At 50.9% G+C, this 19984-nt stretch carries 20 protein-coding genes; 11 read left to right on the top strand and 9 right to left on the bottom strand.

Annotated elements, in window-relative coordinates:
- Positions 1-31: 31 nt before the first annotated feature.
- Together J0M34_06510 and J0M34_06505 are read left to right on the top strand one after the other, a co-directional pair.
- Positions 32-916, top strand: a complete 885-nt coding sequence (locus J0M34_06510; protein MBN8543901.1) for a carbon-nitrogen hydrolase — start codon at positions 32-34, stop codon at positions 914-916.
- Positions 917-919: 3 nt separating this feature from the next.
- The gene (locus tag J0M34_06505; GenBank protein ID MBN8543900.1) at positions 920-1951 is read left to right on the top strand and encodes an agmatine deiminase family protein; all 1032 of its coding nucleotides are present in this window, start codon (positions 920-922) and stop codon (positions 1949-1951) included.
- Here J0M34_06505 and J0M34_06500 read toward each other — a convergent pair.
- Complete coding sequence (locus tag J0M34_06500) at positions 1948-3345, bottom strand: phosphomannomutase/phosphoglucomutase (GenBank protein ID MBN8543899.1); 1398 nt, start codon at positions 3343-3345, stop codon at positions 1948-1950. The genes J0M34_06505 and J0M34_06500 overlap by 4 nt on opposite strands.
- 118 nt (positions 3346-3463) lie before the next feature.
- Positions 3464-4438 carry an AAA family ATPase gene (locus J0M34_06495; GenBank protein ID MBN8543898.1) on the bottom strand — a complete coding sequence of 325 codons (975 nt, stop codon included), beginning with the start codon at positions 4436-4438 and terminating at the stop codon, positions 3464-3466.
- A gap of 79 nt (positions 4439-4517) precedes the next feature.
- On the opposite strand from J0M34_06495, the gene J0M34_06490 reads away from it, so the two are divergent.
- Positions 4518-5018: a prepilin peptidase gene (locus J0M34_06490; protein ID MBN8543897.1), complete on the top strand. Its 501-nt coding sequence runs from the start codon at positions 4518-4520 to the stop codon at positions 5016-5018.
- Here J0M34_06490 and J0M34_06485 read toward each other — a convergent pair.
- Positions 5015-5917, bottom strand: a complete 903-nt coding sequence (locus tag J0M34_06485) for a YihY/virulence factor BrkB family protein (protein ID MBN8543896.1) — start codon at positions 5915-5917, stop codon at positions 5015-5017. The two genes, J0M34_06490 and J0M34_06485, sit on opposite strands and share 4 nt — an antisense overlap.
- An 80-nt stretch (positions 5918-5997) precedes the next feature.
- On the opposite strand from J0M34_06485, the gene aceB reads away from it, so the two are divergent.
- Positions 5998-7596: a malate synthase A gene (aceB, locus tag J0M34_06480; protein ID MBN8543895.1), complete on the top strand. Its 1599-nt coding sequence runs from the start codon at positions 5998-6000 to the stop codon at positions 7594-7596.
- Between the two features lie 4 nt (positions 7597-7600).
- Here the strand turns inward: aceB and J0M34_06475 are convergent, their stop codons facing one another.
- Positions 7601-8290 carry an acyloxyacyl hydrolase gene (locus J0M34_06475; GenBank protein MBN8543894.1) on the bottom strand — a complete coding sequence of 230 codons (690 nt, stop codon included), beginning with the start codon at positions 8288-8290 and terminating at the stop codon, positions 7601-7603.
- Positions 8291-8440: 150 nt separating this feature from the next.
- On the opposite strand from J0M34_06475, the gene J0M34_06470 reads away from it, so the two are divergent.
- Together J0M34_06470 and J0M34_06465 are read left to right on the top strand one after the other, a co-directional pair.
- Positions 8441-8845, top strand: a complete 405-nt coding sequence (locus J0M34_06470; protein MBN8543893.1) for a hypothetical protein — start codon at positions 8441-8443, stop codon at positions 8843-8845.
- A complete protein-coding gene (locus J0M34_06465) occupies positions 8835-9470 on the top strand; it encodes an O-methyltransferase (protein ID MBN8543892.1) in 636 nt (211 codons plus the stop codon). Before J0M34_06470 ends, J0M34_06465 begins: the two co-directional genes overlap by 11 nt.
- Here the strand turns inward: J0M34_06465 and J0M34_06460 are convergent.
- A complete protein-coding gene (locus tag J0M34_06460) occupies positions 9457-9921 on the bottom strand; it encodes a DNA polymerase III subunit chi (protein ID MBN8543891.1) in 465 nt (154 codons plus the stop codon). The two genes, J0M34_06465 and J0M34_06460, sit on opposite strands and share 14 nt — an antisense overlap.
- 71 nt (positions 9922-9992) lie before the next feature.
- The gene (locus tag J0M34_06455) at positions 9993-11483 is read right to left on the bottom strand and encodes a leucyl aminopeptidase (protein MBN8543890.1); all 1491 of its coding nucleotides are present in this window, start codon (positions 11481-11483) and stop codon (positions 9993-9995) included.
- Between the two features lie 84 nt (positions 11484-11567).
- Here J0M34_06455 and J0M34_06450 point away from each other — a divergent pair, with 84 nt between their 5' ends.
- The 5 genes from J0M34_06450 to rsmA all read left to right on the top strand — a co-directional run bounded on the left by J0M34_06450 (position 11568) and on the right by rsmA (position 18103).
- Positions 11568-12674 carry an LptF/LptG family permease gene (locus J0M34_06450; GenBank protein ID MBN8543889.1) on the top strand — a complete coding sequence of 369 codons (1107 nt, stop codon included), beginning with the start codon at positions 11568-11570 and terminating at the stop codon, positions 12672-12674.
- Between the two features lies 1 nt (position 12675).
- Positions 12676-13800, top strand: a complete 1125-nt coding sequence (lptG, locus tag J0M34_06445) for an LPS export ABC transporter permease LptG (GenBank protein MBN8543888.1) — start codon at positions 12676-12678, stop codon at positions 13798-13800.
- 91 nt (positions 13801-13891) lie between these two features.
- Positions 13892-16045 carry an LPS-assembly protein LptD gene (locus J0M34_06440; protein MBN8543887.1) on the top strand — a complete coding sequence of 718 codons (2154 nt, stop codon included), beginning with the start codon at positions 13892-13894 and terminating at the stop codon, positions 16043-16045.
- Positions 16035-17276, top strand: coding sequence for a SurA N-terminal domain-containing protein (locus tag J0M34_06435; GenBank protein ID MBN8543886.1), 1242 nt, complete (start codon positions 16035-16037; stop codon positions 17274-17276). The genes J0M34_06440 and J0M34_06435 overlap by 11 nt, the downstream gene beginning before the upstream one ends.
- Positions 17273-18103, top strand: a complete 831-nt coding sequence (rsmA, locus tag J0M34_06430; GenBank protein ID MBN8543885.1) for a 16S rRNA (adenine(1518)-N(6)/adenine(1519)-N(6))-dimethyltransferase RsmA — start codon at positions 17273-17275, stop codon at positions 18101-18103. The genes J0M34_06435 and rsmA overlap by 4 nt, the downstream gene beginning before the upstream one ends.
- Positions 18104-18134: 31 nt before the next feature.
- On the opposite strand, the gene gmk is transcribed toward rsmA, so the two are convergent.
- From gmk to J0M34_06415, 3 genes are read right to left on the bottom strand one after another with little or no spacing between them, the layout of a single operon-like run.
- The gene (gene gmk / locus J0M34_06425; protein MBN8543884.1) at positions 18135-18773 is read right to left on the bottom strand and encodes a guanylate kinase; all 639 of its coding nucleotides are present in this window, start codon (positions 18771-18773) and stop codon (positions 18135-18137) included.
- Entirely contained in the window at positions 18763-19254 is a 492-nt protein-coding gene (locus J0M34_06420; protein ID MBN8543883.1) for a copper chaperone PCu(A)C, read from the bottom strand. Before J0M34_06420 ends, gmk begins: the two co-directional genes overlap by 11 nt.
- Entirely contained in the window at positions 19251-19850 is a 600-nt protein-coding gene (locus J0M34_06415; protein ID MBN8543882.1) for an SCO family protein, read from the bottom strand. The genes J0M34_06420 and J0M34_06415 overlap by 4 nt, the downstream gene beginning before the upstream one ends.
- Positions 19851-19984: the final 134 nt, after the last annotated feature.

The following is a 19984-nucleotide window of genomic DNA, read 5'->3' as shown; positions in this document are numbered from 1 at the left end:
CACAGGCAAGAACATGCTACGTGCCCGAATTATGAGCACAAACCCATACAAAATCGGCATCATCCAGATGTCAATGTCCGCAGACCCAAAAGCCAACATGGATAAGGCGATTGCCTTGCTGCGCGATGCAAAGAAACAAGGCGTGCAGGTGGCTTGCCTGCCAGAGCTGTTCTTAAGCCCCTATTTCTGCCAGAGCGAAAATCACGACTATTTCAAATACGCTGAGCCAATCCCAGGCCCGAGCACCGAGACATTGAGCAAGGTTGCCAAGGAATTGGACATGGTGGTGGTTGCTTCGCTGTTCGAGCGCCGTGCTGCAGGTGTCTATCACAACACCACCGTGGTGTTCGACGCAGACGGTACGGATTTAGGCATCTACCGAAAAATGCATATTCCAGATGATCCACGTTACTACGAGAAATTCTATTTCACGCCGGGTGATACGGGCTTCAAGAATTTCGACACCAAATATGGTCGCATTGGCGTATTGATTTGCTGGGATCAATGGTTCCCCGAAGCTGCGCGCCTTACTGCCATGCAAGGCTGCAGCGTGATTTTCTATCCGACTGCGATTGGTTGGCACCCCGCCGAGAAAGAACAATACGGTGAAGAGCAGTGGAACAAATGGCAGACGGTGATGCGTGGTCATGCCGTTGCTAATAACGTATTCATTGCAGCACCGAACCGCACGGGTCTTGAAAAAGATACGGATGGTGGTGCGCTCGAATTCTTCGGCCACAGCTTCATTTGCGATACGTCTGGCCGTTACATCGAACATGCAGACGATCACTCGCAAGCTATCCTTACGGCGACGATTGACCCCGCAAAGGTCGAGAAACAGCGCCAATACTGGCCGTTCTTCCGTGACCGTCGTATCGATGCCTATGGCAAAATTCTTGAGCATCCAAGCGCGTAAGTCATGAGCAACTTCCTCATGCCCGCAGAGTGGGCGCCACAAAAACGTATCTGGCTTTCGTGGCCGCATAACGAGGCCGATTGGCCAGGTAAATTCGCGCCCGTACCTTATGTGTTTGCCGAAATGGTGCGCCTTATCTCGCGCGACCAGCGTGTGGGATTATTGGTGAAAGATTCAAAAGCAGAGAAAGACGCCAAGCGTCTGCTCAAAGATGCGCACGCGAATCTCAAACATGTCGATTTTGTGATAGCGCCGACCGATCGTGGTTGGCTGCGTGACTGCGGTCCCATCTGGGTGAAAAGCGGCAAAGAACTTGTCGGGCTGGATTGGGGTTTCAACGCGTGGGCGAAATATCCGAATTGGAAAAAAGACACGATCGTGCCGACCCATGTATTGGGCTTCACCGAGCATGCTGGCCTTATTCCCAAGCATAAGGGCAAGCAAGTAACGCTCGAAGGTGGCGGTATCGAGGTGGATGGTGAAGGTAGCATCATCGTGACCGAAGAATGGCTGCTGAGCAAAAAACAGATTCGCAACCCCGGCTTTACGCGCAAAGATTACGAACAAGTTTTCGCGAAATATCTGGGCGCAGAAAATACCATCTGGCTTGGCAACGGCATCGTGGGTGATGATACGCACGGCCATGTCGATGATATCACGCGTTTTGTTGCTCCCGGTAAAATCGTCACCGTGGTCGAGCACGACAAGAAAGATGCAAACTACAAATTGCTACAAGATAACCTGAAGCGCCTGAACAAGGCACGTGATGCAAAGGGCAAGCCTTTTGAGGTCATCGACATCCCCATGCCGCGCCCTGTGATGTATGACGGCGAACGCTTACCAGCGTCTTACGCAAATTTCTTGATTTGTAACAAGGTGGTGTTGGTGCCTGTCTTCAACGATGTGGCGGATAAAGACGCGCTCGATACGTTACAAGCTTGCTTCCCAACTCGCGAAGTCATCGGCATTTATGCGCGTGATTTAGTGTGGGGCTTGGGAACAATTCATTGCCTTACGCAGCAAGAGCCCGCCTAGGCTGCCGCAGGCAATCCAATCTTATGACGACCCAAATAATCGGCAAGTGCGCTGCGCTGGCGCTGCAGGCCTTCTGCCGTGTAACCTTCGCAACGTGCGACCAACTTATCTTCCGTATTGGATGCGCGTATCAACCACCAACCATATTCATTGGTAACGCGCACACCGTCGAGCTGATTCACCGAGGCGCCATCTTTCGTAAGCATTGCAGCTAGTGATTCAATCACCGCGAATTTTTTGTCGTCATCGTACTGAATTCGCCATTCCTCTGAACTGTACAGCGCAGGCAACGATTCAATAAGCGCGCTGAGCGGACGCTTGCTTTCCACGACAATACGAATCAATCGCATCGCGGCATAGAGCGCGTCGTCATAGCCGTAATATTCGTCGGCAAAAAAGATATGGCCGCTTGCTTCACCCGCAAAAGCAGCTTTGGTATCGCGCATCTTGTCCTTGATGAGCGCATGACCTGTTTTCCACATCAGTGGGTGGCCGCCCCATAACGCTACTTGGCGGAAGAATGCATCGCTGGTTTTGACGTCAGCAATAATGGTGGCGTCCTTTTTGCGGCTCAGCACATCTTTGGCGAATAGCATGAGCAAATGGTCAGGTGATATGATTTTTCCGCGCTCATCGACCACCCCAAGGCGATCACCATCGCCGTCAAAGGCAAGTCCCATTAATGCACTACGAGACTTCACAGCCTTCTGCAAATCAACAAGATTGGCAGCTTTGGATGGGTCCGGCTCATGATTAGGGAAACTACCATCCATCGTTGTATAGAGCGCGAGCGCGTCCGTATCAGAATCTTTGGTCAGCGCGGCAATCACATCGCCTGCGGCACCATTGCCTGCGTCCCACACAATGTTGAGATCATGCACGTCCAAGCCGATGGGCAACGCCTTTTTAAGCTCGGCGAGATATTCTTCGTGAATGCTGACTTCCTCGCTATGGCCACGACCACGCACGAGTTCTTGCGTTTCGATACGCGTACGCAGCGTACGCAGTGCGTCGCCATGCACGCTGGCGCCCAAACAGGTAAACTTTGCGCCATTATGGTCTTTCGGGTTGTGCGAACCTGTAATCATCACCGAACCGTCGGCGGCTAGAAAATGCGTAGCAAAATAACACATGGGGGTGGGGCCTACCCCTGCGTCTAATACCGTCGCGCCCGCACTGGCCAAACCTTCGCGCATCGCATGGGCAAGAGCAGGCGAAGAATGGCGGCCATCGCGCATGAGAACGATTTGGGGGGTGCGACAGTTGACGGTGTCAATTACATGGCTTGCGAAGGCCTGACCTAGCGCATAAAAATCCTCAGCGTGCAAGGTTTTACCAAAGACGCCGCGTAAGTCATAGGCGCGAAACAAAGATGCATCGGGCAGAGTGTTCATGGCAGAATAACGGCGAAAAATTTCTCAGACGTAGTCCCTGCTACGACTTCCAAATTTTCCTTGTTCTTCTGCCAAATAAACGTCATGGCGCAATCTCCTTAGAATCAGCTAGAAGCGCCTAAGCTGCGCTCTCGGCGATCGGTTCTACAGCAACCGGCTGCTCGGACGGAAGTGGCGAAGAATCATTCGCGGCCTCCGGCGGTGGCGTGGGGGCAACGGGTTTTACCTCGCCCGTGCGCACTTCGGTAATACGCTGGTCAATCGCTGGAATTTTAAGTGCCTTGAGCAACTCGCGCACTTCTTGGCGCGCCGCTAAATGCGACATCGAAAGTGAGCTGGAAGCGCCATTCGTTTCGGTCACATCCAACACGGTAAGGCCTAGCAAAAACATCTCGCGGAAGATCACACGCTCCGAGAAACCCGGTGCTTGGCGGAAGCCAATGCGTTTGGCGAGTGATTCCATGACTTGCGTTATCATACGCTTATTGCGTGCATCGATATTGCTAAGGCGGTTACGCATGACCACCCAATCAATCGAGCCACCGTCGCGCTTAGCGCGCATCATTTTCTGTTCCCAGAGCATTTCGCTGTAGATGCTTGGGCGCTGCACTTCGAGGGTGGAACCATCCACCGTTGCCAACACGTCCAGATCCACAAAACTGTCGTTGATTGGTGTAATCACCGTATCAGCAAAGCTATGCGCAAGACGCGACAGATACGTGTCATTCCCAGGCGAATCAATCACCACAAAATCACAGGTAACAAGCAATTTTGCAAGGGCACGCGTGAAGCGATCACGATCATCTGCCTCCGCCTCGGATTGGGAAGGGAATGGGCTTTTATTGACCACAATGTGATGCGGCATCGGCAGGGGTGTATTTTCCTTAGCGATCGTCACTTTGCGATTTTCAAAATAGCGCGTGAGCGAACGCTGCCGCGCATCAATATCCATGGAGCCTACGCGAAAACCCAAACGCAGCAACGCCACAATCAAATGCACGGTTGTCGTCGTCTTGCCAGAGCCACCTTTTTCATTACCTGTTACGATAATATGGCCACGGCGAATCGGATTTTGTGAGGTAGTTGCTTGCATGATTTTAGTTATTCTTGTGATTAATTGTTAGGCAGAGTAAACCAAGCGCATCCGCAACACAACCCTAAATGAGGCGCCTGTGGAAGTTTGGGTTTCAAATTTACCAATACTATTCTTAGCCGCGCTCAGCCTAGCGATGCTGGCAGTCATTTTCTACGACACGCGTGAGTTTATCATCCCCAATACGCTCGTCGTTGCGATAGCCATGCTTTATCTGCCTGGCTTTTATTTTCTCGGCCTCAACCCCATTAATGGCCTGACAACAGGCGGTATCGTGCTGGTGCTCGGCATGGGGCTATTTGCACTTAAAGTTATGGGTGGTGGCGATATCAAATTACTCGCCGCACTAGCGCTATGGACGGGTTGGTCAACCGTGACCGTTAACTTCCTGATTTATATGGCAGTATTCGGCGGTCTGTTTGCCGTGGCAGTGGTGGTTTTACGTAAATTTGCGATCTTTTTACCCGTCAATCTGCCACGTATTTTGCGCGCGGGCGAGCCTATCCCCTACGGGGTTGCGATCGCACTAGCATTCATCATGGTATTGTGGGACGGGCAGATCTTTAAGTTCACGCTTTAATGTTTACTGATCACCTTATCATCCGGTGACTCCGTCGAATGTTCGCGCTCTTCTAAGCGTTTTCCTAACGCCAATAGTAACTCGTGGTTGAATTCCGCGCCATAGATAAAGACGATATTCATCACGAAGAAGAACAGCAGCGTTGCAATCAACCCCGAGAGCGAGCCGTAAATCAGGTTCACCTGACTCACATTATCCAAATAAAAGCTGACCAATGCCGCGCCGCCGAGCCAACCCGCGACCACAATAGCCGCCCCAGGCAATACAGCGATGAGTGTTTGTTTGATGTTAGGCAGCCAGTAATAGAGCGAGGCCACCGCAACAAACATGCAGGCAATGGCAATATAGACGAAGTCTTGCGTGAAGAAAGTAAGCGCGTCAGGCGGTAGTTTCCAGCCTGCTTGATGCGCGATGCGTTCAAAGAAAAGCGGCGTTAATACGAGCACCAGCATCACAAACATGACGATAACGGTAAGCAGCACGATTTGCAAAATCGACATGAGTCGGCGGAAGAAATAATGCGGCGGCTCACTCACGTTATAGGCACGGTTCAATACCGTGCGGAAGCCTTCTACTGCGGAGCTCGATGTCCATAGCGCACCAAGAATCGAGATAGTAAGTAAGCCTTGAGGAGGGCCTGAAATAATTTCTTCAATGCGCGGTTTAAGTGAAACAACCGCGTCTTCAGGGGCATGGGTAATAAGCATGTTGATGAATTGTGCGCCCAATTCGCCCTGACCGAAGAAGCCCGCAGTCGCCACAATGATAACCAGAAACGGAAACAGCGACAACAGTTCAAGGAATGCTAGGTAACCCGCAAGCTCAATCCCGTCATTTTCAACGAGATTATCGCCAGCGCGATATACCATACAGAGCGATTTTTTAATCCAGCTAAACATAAGCATGAACGTGCCACAGACATGCGGGGATGACAAATGAAAATGATTGGACTAGATAGATAGCAACAAGGAGTTTATGTATGAGCAATGCTGCACGCGCGACTGCTGCCACCACGTTGAAATTTACCTCACCCGCGCCCACAGGGTGTGAGTTCTTGCTGACGCCAGAGGCGATTGCTTTTGTCGCCACCTTGGTCGAGAAATTCCAACCACGTCGTGATGCGCTGCTTAAAAAGCGCATTGAACGCCAAAAAGAATTTGATAACGGCACGCTGCCAGATTTCAACCCCGCAACGAAATCCATTCGCGAAAACGCGTGGAAAGTGGCTGAGGTTCCTGCCGATATTCTCGATCGCCGTGTCGAAATCACGGGTCCTGCTGAACCGAAAATGGTCATTAATGCGCTGAACTCTGGCGCGAAAGTATTCATGGCGGATCTGGAAGATTCACTATCCCCAACTTGGGAAAAAATTATCGGTGGCCAGAAAGCGCTTTACGATGCGGTGCGCCAGCAACTCACCTATAAAAGCCCTGAAGGCAAAGAATATAAGTTGAATGACAAAGACCTTGCCGTACTCATCGTACGTCCGCGCGGTTGGCATTTGCCAGAGCGCCACGTAACATGGAATGGTGCGCCAATCAGTGGTGCATTGCTCGATTTTGGTCTTTATTTCTTCCATAATTCGAAAGAGCGACTTGCCCGCAAAACAGGTCCATATTTCTATATTCCAAAATTAGAGAATGCTGAAGAGGCGCAGCTATGGGCTGATATTTTTGCATTCTCCGAAGACTATATCGGTATTGCGAAAGGCACCATCAAAGCGACGGTGCTGATTGAAGTATTCACTGCCGTTTTCGAGATGCACGAGATTCTACACGCGCTGAAAGACTACGCAGTTGGCCTGAATTGTGGCCGTTGGGATTATATCTTCTCGACCATCAAGAAGCTGCATGCACATAAAGAATATCTGCTGCCAGATCGCACGCAAGTGACGATGAACAAGGATTTCTTGAAGTCATACTCCGAATTGCTAATTCAAACCTGCCACAAGCGCGGCGCTTTCGCGATGGGTGGCATGGCGGCGTTCATCCCCGTGAAGAATGATGAAGCGGCGAATGAGAAAGCCTTCGCTGCCGTGCGCGCCGATAAGGAGCGTGAAGCAAGCTGGGGCCATGATGGCACGTGGGTCGCGCACCCAGGCCTGATTCCAGTGGCAATGGAAGCGTTTAATCGACTGATGCCAGCACCAAACCAGCGCGATGTGTTGCGTGAAGATGTAAACGTAGGGCAGAAAGAACTGCTGCAAATGCACCAAGGCACAATCACAGAAGCAGGCGTGCGCAACAACATGAACGTGTCGATTCAGTATATGGCAAATTGGATCAACGGTAATGGCTGCGTACCCATTTTCAATCTGATGGAAGATGCCGCAACGGCTGAAATTTCGCGCTCACAGCTCTGGCAATGGTTGCACCACGGTGCAAAGACCGACGCAGGTCAGGCGATTGATGAGGCGTTCATTCGCAAAGTAGCGGATGAAGAGATTGTAAAGATCAAAGCCGCAGAAGGCGATAAATTGCAATATGACCGCGCGAAGGAGCTCGTGCTGAAACTGGTGATTGATAAGGCTTACGTCGAATTCCTTACGCTGCCAGCTTACGAAGCGTTAGCGGCGTAATAGCCTAGCGCTGCCAACCGAGCGGGTAGGCATAATTGACCTGCAAGATTTCTGTGCCAGGATTCTTATCACCCAGACCTGCATTAGAAAGGTGAGTCAATTGCAAGCCTACGCGGCTTTTGCTTTCCATTTCGTAGCTAAGTTCAACGCCCGTGCGGAACTCTATCCAGTGACCTAGATTCATCCCGTCATCACCATGACTATAGGCGCCCACTGAAGCAGTCGGCGTGAATAGAATGGAATCAGTAAGATAGAAATCCCAATTGAAGCCAGCATAGCCGTAAAGCGCGCTATCCGTATCCACGTAGAAACCAACAATCGGACGTAGGCCCATATAGATGGGAAGGTAATTATATTCGATGCTGAATGCGGTCGCGTTATTATCGTCCACCACCTGTGTCATGCCGATACCCCCGCGCAGATAGTCGGTATTCACCAGACCAACCGCAGGATTGATTTGCGCTTGTGCGAGTGGCTGTTGATATGGCTGCTGATATTGCGCTTGCTGGTAGTAATCAACTTGTGGCGCAGGCGCTTGGTAAGGTTGTTGATATTGCACAGGTTGCTGGTAGCCACCTTGTGCCTGTTGCTGAAAATATTGCTGTTGGTACTGCGCATCGTAACCATAGTTACTATATTGTGCGAATGCTGGTGTTGCTGCCAATGCCGAAATCAGAAGAACAATACGACGCATGTTGGACTCCATCCTAGCTCCTCAGGAGCTTCTAAATTGTCGCCGTAAGCGGCAATTTAGCGCCGCGAAGCGAGCGAACTCAAAAATAATAACTATTATTTTTGAAACTTAGGTTTAACTTTCGGGCAAGCTAGCGGTCAGGGGTTTAGGATGCAACGCTTTTTGAGGATTTATACCGTAGGAATCATGCTGAGCTTCATGGCCAGTAGCACACTTGCTGCAGAGGACCGCTACGGCAAGGCTGAGGCTGAGATTCTGAAGACGGGCGAGTGGTGGAAGGCGGATGACGTTCTCACCACCGAGGATGCCACGAACCATATCGGCGAGTTCGTGCTCGTAAAGGGGAGGGTGGTAAGCACTTTCCAAACCCGCGAAGACCTCTACCTCAATTTTGGTGAGAATTACAAAACCGACTTCACCGTGCGCATCCCCAAGCGTGCATGGAAACAGTTTGGTGACATGAAGGGTAAAGAAATCATCGTGCGTGGTGTGCTAAGAGAATATAATGGCCCAATGATTGTCGCCGATTTCAAGGAGCAAATTCATGAAAACTAGAACAGAGGGCAAGCTTGCCGAATATCTCTCGAGCACCTTTGTTGGCAATGATCCATTCGCGCACGTACGCGCCGAAGGTGAAACACGCCACCCTGGGATGCAAGTGTCGCCATACGAAGCACATCTGCTCGCATGGTTGGTGACGATAAGCGGCGCTAAGCGCATCCTCGAGGTGGGCACATTCATGGGGTATTCGACGCTTTATATGGCGAGCGCCATGCCAAAAAATGGAAGTGTCATCACGCTTGAGAAAAGCGAAGAAAACGCAAAAATTGCTGCAGCTCACGTTGCGCAAGATAAACGTATCGAGGTCGTATGTACGGACGCGCTGGCATGGATACAAAACTATTCAGGCGCGCCATTCGATATGATTTTCCTTGATGCCGAGAAGCGCCAATACCCTGCCTATCTGGAGGCAGCCTTATCGCATTTAAGCCCCAACGCATGGGTGCTGGCGGATAATAGTTTACTCTGGGGCGCAGTGAGTGGTGATGACCCCAAGGCTGCATCGAAAGAGGCAACCGAAGCCATGCGAGCATTCAACGCGTTGCTGGCGGATAAGACGAAATTCGATGGTGTATTGCTAACCACGCCTGAGGGGCTGACAGTGGCTAGGCGGCGTTAGATTCGGATTCTATTTTCCAGCCACCATTTGGTTGCTGCTTTACATACTGAAGTGCAACGCCTTGCTCTTTATATTTCGTCCAGCGTTCGCGCGCGGCATTAACCTGCGCATCATCATTGCCGTCAAACACGTCGAGCACTTTTGCGTAAGTGGAGTACGACGTAGGCATCGACCCATCTAGCACCACTAAAACATCGGCATTATTAGGGTTTTCGTCCACCAGCGAAAGATAAATGGGCTGTTCGCTTTTGTGCGCTTCTTTGGCGGTGCCGTGCGGCAAGAACCCATTCGGGTCGCCACTCCACATCGCATCGGAGACGCGTTTTATCATCTGCTCATCGCTGGCTAACATCACCACGCGCGACTTACCTTCGAGCGCTTTTTCCATGAGCTTTGGAATGGCACGCTCAATGCTTGTCGAGAGCAAATGATAGAACTGTATTTTTGTCATGACTTACTTAAACCCACGCTTGGACGGCGGTTGACGCCGTAAGGCCTAGCGCCGCCTGAGCGCATTTAACGCTATTCATAGTGCTTCTGAATCCACGTATTGAGCAGGCGAACGCCAAAAGCAGTAGCACCTTTCGGAATAGTGGCAGAAGGCTTGTTTGCCCAAGCGGTACCTGCAATATCCAGATGCGCCCATGTCGTGTCACCCACAAAGCGTTGCAGGAATTGTGCAGCCGTAACGGAGCCCGCTTCGCGACCCGCAGAAATATTCTGCATATCGGCAATATCGCAGTTAATGAGTTTATCGTAGTCATCACCCAGCGGCATGCGCCACAGGCGCTCACCCACTGCTTCACCTGCAGCATGAAGTTGCTCCGCCAACTTGTCTTTATTTGCATAAAGCCCCGCGCGTGACGAACCGATAGCCACAATAATCGCACCTGTCAGCGTTGCCAGATCAATCATCGCTTGTGGCTTAAAACGCTCTTTCGTGTACCACAGAGCATCCGCCAACACCAAACGGCCTTCTGCGTCAGTATTCAGTACTTCAATGGTCTGACCCGACATGCTGGTCACCACATCACCAGGGCGTTGTGCGTTACCATCTGGCATGTTCTCAACAAGGCCAACCACACCCACCACATTCACTTTCGCTTTGCGTGCAGCAAGCGTGCGCATGGTGCCGATAACGGCGGCGGAGCCCGCCATATCCCACTTCATTTCTTCCATGCCGTTTGATGGCTTAATGCTGATGCCACCTGTATCGAACGTCACGCCTTTACCAACGAGTGCCACAGGTTTGTCGGACTTTTTACCGCCATTCCATTGCATGATAACAAGCTGTGATTCACGCACCGACCCTTGACCCACGCCCAAGAGCGAGCCCATGCCTAGCTTCTTCATTTCTGCCTCGCCGAGCACTTCGACCTTGAGGCCAAGTTTCGCGAGTTTTTTGCACTCTGCGGCCAGCGATTCAGGGTAAATGATGTTCGCAGGCTCACTCACGATATTGCGCGTGAAGGCAATTGATTCCGCTAAGGCTTCAAGCGGTGCGTAAGCTTTTTTAGCCGCATCTACTTTCGCAGTGACCACCGAAATTGACTTAAGCTGTGGCTTATCTTCTGGCTTCTCTTTGGTGCGGTATTTATCGAAGCGGTAGGTTTTAAGTTGTGCGCCAAACGCGGCATGTGCTGCGACATCTTTTGAATCCAGTTTTGCGCCTGCTGGTAGTTCGGCAATCATTTCACCCGTCTTTACTTTAGCGGCATAAAGCGCGCCGATGGCATTACCCGCAGCATCTTCTACATCTTTGGTGGAAAGTTTCTTAGCATCGCCCACACCCACGACAATAACATGGCTATGTTGAATGCCTGCAAGCGTGATCAGCGTTAGGCTTTGGCCCGCTTTGCCCGTGAAGCTGGCATGATGCATGGCCGCGTTTAACGCGCCTTTGCTTGCTTTATCGAGTGTCTTGCCATGTGCGGATAATGCGCCGTCCGTACCAACAAAAAGAATGATAGGGGCAGAAGAAGTGGCGGTCGCGCGGAATACAGGAGTCAGCATGGGAACCTCATAAGAATGGAATGCATTTTATATAGTGTGAATGGACGCATTGCGCCACTGCAAAAAACACGCTAGCTTACACCGATGCAACGCTACCTCAAATATCTGATGAGCCACCTCATGTGGCCGACGATTTTGGTAACAGCCAGCCTGACAGGCATTATCTGGCTGACGCAGATGTTGCGTTTTGTGGATTTTATGCTGAATCGCGGCCTCTCGCTTTCGGACTTTTTGTATCTCACGGGCTTGATGCTGCCGTCGCTGCTGCTGATTCTCATCCCCATCGCACTCACCATTGCGGTTATCTATACCTATAATAAGCTGACGGGCGATAGTGAGCTCATCGTATTCAACGCGGTGGGCATCAGCAAAATGCAGTTAGCGCTGCCAGCCGTTCTAGTCGGCGGTGTATGTGCGATTGTTTGTATCGTGCTTTCATTTTACCTCATGCCCGTTGCCACCCAACAATTTCGTGATATCCGCACCTTCTTCCGCGACAAATATGCCTCCGTATTGCTTGAAGAAGAAGTGTTCAACACACCAATGGACGGCTTGACGGTATTCGTCCGCAAGCGCGACAGGCAGAATAATCTCTACGGTATTTTATTACACGATAATCGCATTTACGAAAAACCCGTGAGCATGATGGCGGCAGAAGGTAAACTCGTGCAAACACCCAATGGTCCGCGCTTTAACCTCATTAACGGTCTTCGCCAAGAAGTGCGTCAGGGTAAAGTGAACTGGCTTTCCTTTGATAATTACGCGCTCGATATTGCCTTTTACGGACAAGATATTCAGCGCAAGCGCGAGCCCGACGAGCGCACGATTGGCGAGCTGTTCGACTATAAAGATGTTGCAGAGGCCGATGTTCCCAAGCTGCGCGCAGAAGGCCACCAACGTATTCTTTGGCCATTTTTCAATCTCGCACTTCCTCTGTTAGTGTTGGCGATTATTTTCTCGGGTGAATTTAATCGTCGTGGCCAGTGGAAGCGCATGACCATAAGCGCGGTGAGTGCGGCTGTCACGGTATTGCTCTTTTTCGCACTCAGGAACTTGGTCGTAAAACAGCCAATGCTGATCCCCCTCATGTACCTGCTGCTGATGGCCGTTGTCGCGTGGAGTGTTTTCACGCTCATATCAGGCAAGACGATTCGCTTCCGCAACCCCTTGAAGCTCAAAGAGGCGCACTAATATGCGGATTCCTCTAACATTATCACTTTATATTGGCCGCGCATTTCTGACCGCAACCCTGACAACGCTGCTTGTGATGATGGTGATTGTAGGGTTGATGGAGCTACTCGAATTGGTTCGCCGTGGTTCTGAGACACCCAACGGTGTGCCGTTTGGCATCATTCTTGAAATGACGTTCATGAAGTTGCCCAATACGGTGGAGCGTATTTATCCCTTCGCATTTTTAATTGGTGGCATGACTACACTCTCGCGCCTCACGCGCACGAATGAGCTTGCGGTAGTGCGCTCTGCGGGCGTTTCCGTATGGCAATTTCTGTTTCCTGGTCTGGTGATTGCGTTTGTTTTGGGCATGATTTTTATTACGGTGGTGAACCCGATTGCCTCAGCCATGGTGTCACGATTTGAGCGTATTGAGGGCCGCTATATCTCTAACAAACCAAGCATGCTGACTATTTCGCTTTCGGGATTATGGCTGCGTCAGGTCGATGAGAATGGTGTCATGTTTAATGAAAAGCCCGTGAGTGAATATATCCTGCACGCGCGGCGCATGGACCAAGCCACCCTTACGCTCGTCGATATCATCATTTTCTTTTATGATGATAAGAGTAATTTCCTAGGGCGTATTGATGCTAAAAAAGGTCAACTTACCAAAGGCGCATGGCAGATATCTGATGCCATGATCTCCGCGCCAGGCCTTGATTCCAGAGTGATTCCGAACTTTGCTATGAATACAACACTTACGCTGAGCCAGATCCAAGAAAGCTTCGCACCACCCGAGACTTTCTCGTTCTGGCAACTGCCAGAATTCATCAACGTGCTTGAGAAAGCCGGCTTCTCAGCGATTCGCCATAAGCTCTATTGGCACACGATGATGGCATTACCATTCTTGCTTGCCGGCATGGTCATGGTCGCTGCGGTATTTAGTTTACGTCAGGCGCGCCGTGGCAAAACAGGAATCTTGATCGTACTGGGCATAGTGACGGGCTTTGTCTTTTATTTCTCGGCACAACTGATTTATGCACTCGGCGCATCAGGCGCATTGCCGCTAGTGTTGTCGGCATGGGCACCCTCGCTCGTAGTGCTGATGTTGGGCGGCTCACTGCTCCTGCATCTTGAAGACGGTTAAGCATTTAACTGTGAATCATTTTTCCTATTTTTTTGTGCCCCATTCTTCCCCCTGCTAGTGCTACTCAATTAACTCCATAAAACGGGGCGCCATGTCGCACGACTATGGAATAGTGAGCAAAGCACGTCAGGCCGCATTCGCGGCGCTGATGCTTCTTGGCGCGCACGCGGCACAGGCGCAGAACCTTACGCCCGCAGGCGACCAGCCTGTGCTCATGGAAGCGCTAGAGATGGGCTATGATCAGAAAAACGCCATCGTCATCGCACGCGGTAATGTGGAAGTAGTGCAGGGCGACTATCTGCTGGTGGCCGACAAGATCGTGTATTACCAAAACCAAAATCTCGTTCGCGCAGAGGGCAACGTCAGTGTCTTGCAACCAACGGGTGACGTGTTTTTCGCTAATAACGTTGAGCTCACGGATTATCTGAAAGCGGGAGTCATTCAAAATTTCCGCGCCCGCATGGCCGATAATTCGGTGATGGCTGCCAATACCGCCGTCCGCGAAAATGAATATGTAACAAAGCTCAAGAAAGCGGCCTATACACCATGTAATCTCTGCGAAGATGCAGCGCCCTTCTGGCAACTCAAAGCAGACGATGTGAAAATAGATGAAATTGATGAGCGTGTAACCTATGGCGATGCGCGCATGGAAATGTTCGGTGTGCCCGTGTTCTACACGCCATGGCTAAAGCACCCAACACCAGATGCAGGTGCAAAAAGTGGATTCTTGGTGCCAGAATATTCAACAGGCGCGAATTTAGGAACAACCGTAAAAGTGCCGTACTACTGGCGTTTGGCTCCCGATAAAGAAATAACACTGACCCCATGGTACATGGCGGAAGAAGGGCCGCTACTTCACGGATTTTATGAGCAACTAACCGACGATGGCCAGTTCACGGTTGATTTTAGCGGCAGCTTCCCTGAAGGCCGCGATACTGCGGGCAAGCCTTCAGGTGGTAATGAATTCCGAGGGCATGTGTTTGCCAAAGGCAGCGAAGCATTTGCAGATCATTGGCGTTACGGGTTTGATATTAACCGCGCGAGTGATGACACGTACTTACGCCGCTATGGATTTGGTGTGGATGAAACGCTTTATTCGCGCGTCTATGTCGAAGGGGCACAACGTCGCAATTATGGATTGGCACAGGGTCTTTCCATTCAAGGGCTACGCGCGACAGATAGCTCGAAGAACACGCCGCTCGTCTTACCAACGATTGAGGGATATTATGAAACTGACCCGTTTGCCAGTGGCCTCAAGCTTCATGCGTTTGCGAATGCACAATCCCTGACGCGTGACATCGGCGCAGATCAACATCGCGTATCAATGACAGTGGGTGGTGACATTCCCTATGTTAGCGATGGTGGGCATGTGTTCAAGGTCACCGGCAATGTCCGTACCGATGCCTATTCGGTAAAAGACGTATCCATCAACAATAATACGACGCAATTTGATGGCTCAAAAACACGGGTGATTCCGCAAGCGGCTGTTGAATGGCGCTACCCTCTCATCCGTCGCGTAGAGGATGCAAGCTTGGTGGTAGAGCCGATTGTCTTGGCGGTGGCACAACCTAGTGGCGGTAACCCACAGGAAATCAATAACGAAGATAATAGCCTGATCGAATTGAGTGACACGAACCTGTTCAGCCTCAACCGCATGCCAGGCCTTGATACGATTGATAGCGGCCCGCGCTTGGCGTACGGATTGCGCAGCCAATATCTGTTCGCCGATGGTAAAAGTCTCGAAATGCTATTGGGCCAGAACTACAACGTAGACGACACGCCATTCCCCAACTCGACAACGGCGGGGGAGAACTTCTCCGACTATATTGGTCGGTTGGCGCTGGATATCGACCCGTTCCGCGTCACTTATCGCTTTGCACTTAACGAAAACAGCCTTTCCCCCAACCGAAGCGAAGTGGGATTGGACTTCTACCAAGACTGGCTAACGCTCTCCATGGCCTACCTATCGCTGGATAATAACCGTTATATTACCGACTCCGAGGAGTTATACGGCTCTGCAACCGCGAATGTTTATGGTGGTTGGAGTGTCTTTGGTGGATTACGCCGCGATATCATCCTCGACCAAATGATTGCGACGAATGCTGGTCTGGTGTATCGCAACGAATGTTTCAATGTATCCATGGAAATGCTTAAGAGCTTTACGCGTGACCGTGATATTGAACCTGCTACAACCTTTATGTTGCGCGTTGGGTTCAAGAATTTGGGAGAATTTGGTGGGGATTAGACTGCTCATAGTCCTGTTGATGATTGCTGGTACGGCCAATGCTGCGCCGATTGGTATTGCTGCCATCGTCAATGACGATGTCATTACCTCGCTTGATGTGAAAGAACGCCGCGACCTTGTCATCGCCAGCTCGGGCATTAAAGCGTCGCCACAAGTCATCAAGCGACTTACTCCGCAAATCGTGCAGACCCTGATCAGCGAGCGCCTGCAAATGCAAGAGGCAAAGCGTTTATCGATCGTTATTACCAAAAAAGAAATTGATGCGGCGATAACGGCGATTGAAACCCAACGTGGAAAGCCCAAAGGCAGCCTTGCGAAATTTCTCAAAGAAAAGGGCGTGGCGCCACGCCAACTTCGCCAGCAAATCGAAGCACAGCTTGCATGGGGAAAAGTGGTGACGCGTAAATTGCGCCGCAATGTCGCCGTAACCGAAGAAGAGATTTTGCGTACACAGCAAGCACAAGCAACGTTGGGTGAAGAGCAATTACGCATCGCAGCGATTTCGTTGCCCATCAACAAGCCACAAGACGAACCGCAAGTTTCCGCATTAGCCAAAGAATTACAAAAGCAATTGGACGCAGGGGCAGATTTTAACGCGATTGCTTCACAGCTTTCGAGCAATCCGAATGTCGAACTCAACCCTTCTGTCTGGGTGCCTGAGCGCGCGTTGGAACCATCACTCGTACAGGCGCTGCGTAGCCTTAAGCCAGGCGATAAAACCCCGCCACTGAGAAGCTTGAATAGCTACCAGATTATTCAACTGCTAGACCGCCAGACAGTGAAGCCCGTAGCGGCAGAAACGGAAGTGGCATTGAAAGAGATTTTATTGCCTGTCGCGCAGGAGAAAGTCGATGTTCGCGAAATCGACGCGATGATGGAGATCGCCCGCGAAGTGCGCAAAAATCCTGGCACCTGTAATGAGTCCGTCGTTGCGGGCATTGAAGGCGTTGATCCCAACACGATTAAAGTGAATTACGTTCGCACGCGCTTGGGCGATATGGCGCCCGCGCTGCGCATTATGGTGGAGCGACTGGCGGTCACTGAAGTGAGCGAACCATTTGCAACCAAAGAAGCCGTGCGCATGCTGATGCTTTGCGAGAAAATCGAATTGCCTACCGAGTTGCCAGATCGCGAGAAAGTGCGCCAACAGCTCTTTGGTCAGAAGCTTGAGCTTGAAGCAGAAAAGCATCTACGCAATTTGCGCCGTGATGCGTTTATCGACATCAAATGAGTTTAGCGCCACTCAAATCCGTTATCGATTCGCATGGGCTGATGACCAAGAAATCCCTTGGCCAGCACTTCCTGCTTGATGCGGGATTGCTGCAGCATATTGTGCGATTAGCTGGCGATTTGCGCGGGGTAAATGCTATAGAGGTCGGCCCAGGCCCTGGTGGATTAACGCGGGCGCTACTTGTCAGTGAGTGTGCCAGTGTCACCGCCATTGAGATGGACCGTCGCTGCATTCCGATTCTGCAGGAACTAACGCAGCATTTTGCCATACCGTTTAGGCTACATGAAGCGGACGCGCTGACATTTGATATGCAGCAGATCCCTTCACCCCGCGCGATTGTGGCGAACCTGCCTTATAATGTTGGCACCGAATTGATTGCAGCATGGCTGCAGCAACTTGCAATCGACCCTAGCAGCTATCGTAGCATCACGGTCATGTTGCAGAAAGAGGTGGCTGAGCGTATTGCCGCACCAGTTGGCAGCAAAGCCTATGGGCGTATGTCGGTTCTCGCGCAGTGGTTATGTCATGCCGACGTAGTGCTGGACGTGCCGCCCGAGGCATTCTTACCGCCGCCGAAAGTGATGTCGTCTATTTTGCGATTAGTGCCGCGTGCTAAGCCGCTTGCGCCAGCGAATGTACAAGCACTCGAGAAAGTAGTGGCAGCCGCTTTTAACCAGCGCCGCAAAATGCTGCGCAAAGCGCTTGGTTCATTGGGTGTGGATGCTGCAGCATTATGCGACAAAGCAGGTATTGATGAAACGCTACGCGCCGAGCAATGCAGTGTCGAAATGTTTTGCGCACTAGCCAATGCGTTTCGTGCTTCGTAAAGCCCTTAATAGAACCGGCGCTTGAGCGCCATCATACTTCTTTACAAAGCCTGTCGATAAAGCCAGCCAGATATTCTTGGCGGGTGCGCTTTAAGCGCTCAGCTTCTAGAATCTTGCGAATCAGCACCAAGGCTTCGTCGAGATTATCATTCACAATGACGTAATCATATTCCTGCCAATGGCTAATTTCATGGGTTGCCTTCGCCATGCGCTTCTTAACAACCGCTTCGGAATCTTGGGCGCGGCTGCGTAAGCGGCGTTCCAATTCCTTCAGTGACGGGGGTAAAATAAAAACACTCACCAAATCATCGCGACAGCGTTCTGCCAATTGTCGTGTGCCTTGCCAGTCAATATCGAACAAGACATCCTTACCTTGTTCCAGCGCGTCCATCACATGCACGCGCGGCGTTCCATACTGATAGTCAAAAACTGTGGCGTGCTCGAGCAAATCGCCGTTGCGCACCTGTGCGTCGAATGTCACGTTATTGACGAAATAGTAGTCTCTGCCGTGCTCTTCACCGGGGCGCATTGGGCGCGTCGTCACGGAAACAGACATGCTCACCCCAGGCTCTGAGGCAAGTAATTTACGTGATAAGGTTGTCTTGCCAGCGCCAGAGGGCGAGGAAAGCACGAACATTAATCCACGACGTTTAGCATTATCAATGTGCATGCTTAGAGCTATTACGCGACTTTAATGCCTCAAGCAAGCGTGCTTGGCTTACAGGAAAAGTGATGGTCTGCGCGGCGCCTTTTTGCGGCGTAATCGTCACGCTAACGGTCTCACCGTCAAGGAGTGGCCGCTTCAAACCAATCAACATTACGTGATAGCTGCCCGGCTTCATAACGATCTGGCCCTTAGCTGGAATCACCACAGGATCCACGCGGCGCATTTTCATCATGCCATTTTCCATCACGTGATCGTGTAATTCCACGGTCTTGGCAACGTCAGAGGCAAAGGATTTTACCTCAATTGCGGTATCAGTGGGGTTATGCAATGTCGCAAACGCCGTACCGACCGACGCGCCATCAAGCGAAGGTGGGGCCCATGCATCATGCGCCATGAATGTGTCTGAGTCCTTCGAGAATGCGCGCTCACCAAAGGCTGCCACGAAAAATATACTCACAATCGAAAGTGCGAGAAGACGCATCATAGGTAGTTACCAAGTGCTTCAGCTAGTGCCTGCTCACTAATAGTGTGTGGAAAATGCGTAACGTAATTACCTTCTGGGTCCATCAGGTAAATGAAGCCAGAATGGTCCATCACATAGCCAATGCCTGAGTCTTTATCCTCGACCTTTTGATAGTAAACTTTATATGCATCTGCCGCTTGCTTGATTTGCTCAGGCGTACCACTAAGGCCCACAAACTGTGTGCCAAAATTCTGCACATAACGCCCAACCACATCCACCGTATCGCGCTCAGGGTCGATGGTAATGAAAATGGGTGTAAGCTTTTCAGCTTTACTGCCGATCTTTTCCAATGCGTTTTTAGTGACCAATAATGAAGTAGGGCAAATGTCGGGGCAGTGGGTGAACCCGAAGAACACCAGCATATATTTCCCAGCGAAGCTCTTTTCCGTAACGGTGTTCCCCGTGCCATCCACCAGCGTGAATGCACCACCAATCAGTGCCTTACCTGTGCTCTTAACGGGTGGGGAAGTAACGTTAAAAAAGGTAGGGCCGACATAGGCCATCAGGCCCGCTAGAGCCAACACCATCACCAACCACGATAGAACAGAACGTTTCATGCGCAGAGTATTAAACTGTTGAACTTCGTAAGTAAAATGAAAGTATCGTGACAGCTTCATTAACAAAAATTAACCCATCTTTAGGACTAGATGCAGTAGTTTCAATGTGTTATAATAATGGTAATAAGAATTGA

The organism is Alphaproteobacteria bacterium (genome assembly GCA_017302575.1).
Lineage (GTDB): Bacteria > Pseudomonadota > Alphaproteobacteria > Rickettsiales > UBA3002 > JAFLDD01.
Note: the sequence above shows the minus strand (reverse complement) of the source record. Positions and strands in the feature narration are given on the sequence as shown.